The 4,269-nt window shown below is 60.9% G+C and carries 5 protein-coding genes; 2 read left to right on the top strand and 3 right to left on the bottom strand.

Annotated elements, in window-relative coordinates; all coding sequences use genetic code 11:
* Nucleotides 1-80: 80 nt before the first annotated feature.
* The gene (locus FV242_RS32835; RefSeq protein WP_246693001.1) at nucleotides 81-872 is read right to left on the bottom strand and encodes a transporter; all 792 of its coding nucleotides are present in this window, start codon (nucleotides 870-872) and stop codon (nucleotides 81-83) included.
* A 969-nt stretch (nucleotides 873-1,841) separates the two neighbouring features.
* Here FV242_RS32835 and FV242_RS32825 point away from each other — a divergent pair.
* A complete protein-coding gene (locus FV242_RS32825; RefSeq protein WP_147941860.1) occupies nucleotides 1,842-2,093 on the top strand; it encodes a hypothetical protein in 252 nt (83 codons plus the stop codon).
* Nucleotides 2,094-2,299: 206 nt separating this feature from the next.
* Here FV242_RS32825 and FV242_RS32820 read toward each other — a convergent pair whose 3' ends face one another.
* Nucleotides 2,300-2,932 (bottom strand): PAS domain-containing protein, encoded by a 633-nt coding sequence (locus tag FV242_RS32820; RefSeq protein WP_147941859.1) that lies wholly within the window; start codon nucleotides 2,930-2,932, stop codon nucleotides 2,300-2,302.
* Between the two features lie 112 nt (nucleotides 2,933-3,044).
* Between FV242_RS32820 and FV242_RS32815 the strand changes: the two genes are divergently transcribed.
* Nucleotides 3,045-3,353 (top strand): hypothetical protein, encoded by a 309-nt coding sequence (locus FV242_RS32815; RefSeq protein ID WP_147941858.1) that lies wholly within the window; start codon nucleotides 3,045-3,047, stop codon nucleotides 3,351-3,353.
* A gap of 37 nt (nucleotides 3,354-3,390) precedes the next feature.
* On the opposite strand, the gene FV242_RS32810 is transcribed toward FV242_RS32815, so the two are convergent.
* Nucleotides 3,391-3,861: a MucR family transcriptional regulator gene (locus FV242_RS32810; RefSeq protein WP_147941857.1), complete on the bottom strand. Its 471-nt coding sequence runs from the start codon at nucleotides 3,859-3,861 to the stop codon at nucleotides 3,391-3,393.
* Nucleotides 3,862-4,269: the final 408 nt, after the last annotated feature.

The following is a 4,269-nucleotide window of genomic DNA, read 5'->3' as shown; positions in this document are numbered from 1 at the left end:
CTTTTATCGAGGCGTCGCAATACGTTAGCGTCGCCTTCCGATATATGCAGATCTTGAGTTTGTCCGATTTAGGAACGGTTTCAGAATTTGCGTATGACGGGGCTCGGCTCAGGCGTTTCACCTTTGTCCTGGTAGATTGGCACCGTGGCACGCAACCAGCCTCGCATCTCAAGTCCCGCATAGTTGCGCTGAACAACGTCCCGCGTAACGTAGGCTTGTAGATTGACGGGACCGAAGTTGTATCCCACGAGGCCACCAACTGCGAACTGGCCCTGCCTGGCATAGGACGGGTTATGAGTCGGTAGATCGGTCGATCCGAAGGCTACCGGCCCGAATTCCCATTTACCGAAATGCTTGGTGGCCGTGAGATCGAGGTTGAGAAAATCGGGATAATAAGTGCCACTGGCCGATCTCGTGTCGAAAAAGGCGCCGTACAGGAAATTGCTTGTCAGGTTCCAGCCATCACCATTGTAGGTGATGGCAAAGCGCTGGTGCAGAACTGGATTTTGGATGACGATCTTAGTGTCGCTCGGGAGGTACGCGCCGAGCAGGTAGCTGAAGTTGAGGTTGTTACCGAGCTTCCAGGCCACCTGTGCAGCGAGCAGCGTTTGGCCGAAGCCACTCTGGTACGCCGCACCCCGCGTGCTCGAAGCCGTGATCGGTTGCAACACGACAAACTGCACTCGGCCGCCGACCACCTCGGCCGGTGTCGCCCATATGAAAGACGGCAGGTTGACGTTCGAGTCTGTGCCGCGTGGGGTGATATCGCGGGAGCCGAAACTCGATGTGTCGATGAAGTAGAGGCCGATGGGCAACGGAGCGCCGGGGGCTTGCCCCACGGTCTGTCCGGGTTCTGCCGACGAACCGGCCATTACGGAGGTTCCCTCCAACCCGAAGGCCAACGAAGCGGCGATGGCAGCGATACGGGTCGCTCGGATAAGCCCAGCTGTCGTCATTCTGCAGTCCAAACCACCCCGTCGGCGGGTCAGCCTTTATTGCATGCCAGCACGGATTACGCGGCGTTCTCGTGCGTGGGGTGCAGGGTTGCAACGCGAGCGTAGCCATCGGGCAACACTCGATGCACCGAAGGCTTGCTTTCCCGGGTAACTTCACTGCGCTCCTACGGCGAGGTCCGGTGAGGCGCAGAGGGTATGCTTCGGGACGAAAGACCAGGACCGTTTACCATTCCTACAGACATCAGTCCGATCGCGTGCCCCGCCTCGTGTCCGACCGCCTTCCCTACGCCTATGGCTGCATGTGGCAGCGTCCGAAAAGGGTGCACACTGTGCGAAAACGGAGGCGCACGCCAGAATTGTAGAACAATCTTCTTTGCGGCAGACGTGCGGTCCCACTCGAAGTGGGCTCCGACGCGGTTTGGAGATCCCATTCGGCGCTGCCGAGGTTGTTTTTGGGAGGATTTTTCTACCGCTTCTGCGTTTTCACACACCCTCGGTGGGAAGCGGATGGCACCAAGCTACTGAACCCGCCTTCTACGACTCCCGCGACTCGCTCATTCCGGTCTCGGTCAGCAGCTCGCGCCCAGCTGGCAGCAGGAACCACAGCTTCCGCCCGCCCGGCCCGCGTACCGGCCTCTCCTCGACTAGACCAAGCTCCCGTAACACCGTCATGACGCTCGGATGCGCCCAGTGCCGCATGCCCTGCGGGTACAGGGCGCAGGTGCGGAGAGCTTCAAGCTGAAGGCCGCGGAGAGGTGCTCTGATCTCGGAGGGCATCGGGCAGAGCTACTGCGAGACAACGGCCATGGCCAAGCGGCATGATACATGTGGGAGAAGCTGCCTTCGGAACTGTGCATCTTCACGCTCCCGTGAAGGAGAGCCAGTTTGGCGCACTACACGATCGATACCGACGTCGATGACGAGTACGTCGAGGGCGACTATGGCGAGGGCCTGACATGCCAATCGGCAGCCCGGAGCATGGCACTATCCGCGCTACCGGACATGGTCCGAGGCAGGATGCCGGTCGGCGACCAAGGCACGTTCAGGGCGATCGTCCGCGACCAGAATGGCATGGAGATCTACACCGCGACGCTTACCCTCGTCGGCGAGTGGAAGGTTGCCCCTCCCCCTTCCTGAGCCGTGTTGCGCCAGCAGGGCGACCGTATCAACTGGGTAGTCCAGTCCGTCCCGTCCCGGCTTGGACCGACTGCCACTGCCGACTGACATCCCGATCCAGGACCCCGAAGGGCGGCTGTTAACGCGAGGCCAACAGCCCTTCCCCATCCTACATCTCTGGCCGCACCGATCGAACATCCCCGTTGATATCGTTCGCGATATTGCGCTCAATGTATCGTTTGGTCTGACGGCCGCTCGGCCGCAGGGCCTACTGCCAGTGACGCTGAAATCTGACGACCAAGCTCGTATAGCAGACCTGCGATCAAGGGGCGAACCCGCTTCGCCGTTTCGTCATCAACGCCGCGACCCATCTCTTCAACCTCCAGAGCGCGCTCGGCCATGCGCTCTAGGAGCGGACCCGATACCTCGGGGGTGGTCAGGAACTGGGCTGGCCCGTCAGTATGCCCGTCACGTCGGCTGTCGGTAACGTCGATAACGATGCCCCGCCCGAACATCCGGCCCTTCGCATTGCGCCAATATTGACCGCGTGCCAGCACCCAGCGCACGACCCCCGGTGCTGGTACGACGCGGTGCTCCCAGACAAACACACCGCCCTCCTCGTGTATGCGGCGGCGACGTTCCTGATCCTGGGCCAGATCGTCCGGATGGAAGACTGACACGAGCCGCGAGATCGCGACGCCTTCCGCAGCCTCAGACTCTGACCAGCCGAAAAGCCGGGCCATCACCGCATCACCACGTGTCCGATCGGCTTCGAAATCAGTCTCCCAAAATCCGATACTGGGCACAGCGAGCGTCAGAGAACCTGACCACAGGGCGTTTTCGGGTAACTTACGGGGCATGCACAACCCGGCGCTTCTGCAGCTTGACCAAGGAACAACATTATAATCTTGCGCCACTTCGCAACAAGGGTATTTAACATCCTGCGCACCTGTGACCCACGACGGGACTGAGATGGCGAAGCACGACGACGAATATGGGCGTGCGTTCAGCTTCGCCCCTCAGGATCAAGCCGCGGAAGAGCGTGCCCGCAAGATGCGACTGCTGAAGCGCATTGCCGACGCGTTGCACCTACCGCAGGCGACGCTGCACGGCGCGGCGGACCCACTAGCCGGGTCTGAAGCCGACGCCGCCAGCGGGAAGGATGATCTCGACGAAGCCTGCGCAGCACTGCTGCTGGCCTACCGGCACATCAGCGATCCAGAGATACGCCGCCGACTCCTGATTCTCGCCCAAGAAGCAGCAAAGCGGTCTGACTCGTGATCAGATCGGGCGGCGAGGCCGAGCCGGTTCAGAGGCTTTAGGATCGAGCAGCCGTGCGGCGCCCTTGTAGGGCAACTTCGGTTGCAGGGCCTGGGCGGCCGAGGCCGATGGCCTTGGCGAGCGCGGAGCGCTGTGCAGCATAGCTCGGAGCGGTCATCGGGTAGTCGGCGGGCAAGCCGTAGCGGTCCCGATAGCTGCGCGGATCGAGCCCGTGGCTGCTGAGGTGGCGCTTGAGCGTCTTGTAGGTCTTGCCGTCGATGAAGCTGACGATGCCATCGTCGCGGACCGACTTGCGGATCTGGGCCGAGGTTGGCTTCTCGGCGTCGTCGGCTATGGTTGTTGCGCTGGAACCTACGCCGAAGGCCAACCCGACCACCGCGCTGTGCACGGTCTGGATCAGCTTCGGCAGTTCTGATGGGGGGACGGGGTTGTTCGACACGTAGGCGGCAACAATTTCGCCAGCGAGTTCGGTAAAATTTGGGACACTCCCAACGTTTTCTTCCGTCACTTCAATTCCTGTCTAGGTCTTGTTGCTCGTTCGGTCATGCCGAGGATCGCAGGCACAACAGGATTTGCCTGACTAAATCAAGTCCCCAACGGATGAAACCGCTATGGTATGGACGAACATCTACGAATATCGCAGAGGGGCTGGTGTTCTTACCTGTCTCGCGGTACGGGCACCAATCTGAAATCCTAATCTGGCTGCGCGAGGTTTACCACCGTCTCGCTCGGGCATCATGTGCAAAAGTTTATGCCCGCTCGGCGGATCTGATTGCCTGGTGTGAAGTTAGAACGCCTAACAGAACGGCACCGAGCTTGGTTTTCAGCGTTGGTTTGGCATGGCCAGACTGCTTCTCCCCGATGATCTCTGGGATGAGATCGCGCCGCTCCTCCCGCCGCCTCGGCCGCGTCCGAA

This window comes from Methylobacterium sp. WL64 (assembly GCF_008039945.1).
Lineage (GTDB): Bacteria > Pseudomonadota > Alphaproteobacteria > Rhizobiales > Beijerinckiaceae > Methylobacterium.
Note: the sequence above shows the minus strand (reverse complement) of the source record. Positions and strands in the feature narration are given on the sequence as shown.

Coding starts and splice junctions, on each gene's coding strand:
- FV242_RS32815 (WP_147941858.1), top strand. CDS start 3,045: ATGGCGAAGCACGACGACGAATATGGGCGTGCGTTCAGCTTCGCCCCT.
- FV242_RS32820 (WP_147941859.1), bottom strand. CDS start 2,932: ATGCCCCGTAAGTTACCCGAAAACGCCCTGTGGTCAGGTTCTCTGACG.
- FV242_RS32835 (WP_246693001.1), bottom strand. CDS start 872: ATGGCCGGTTCGTCGGCAGAACCCGGACAGACCGTGGGGCAAGCCCCC.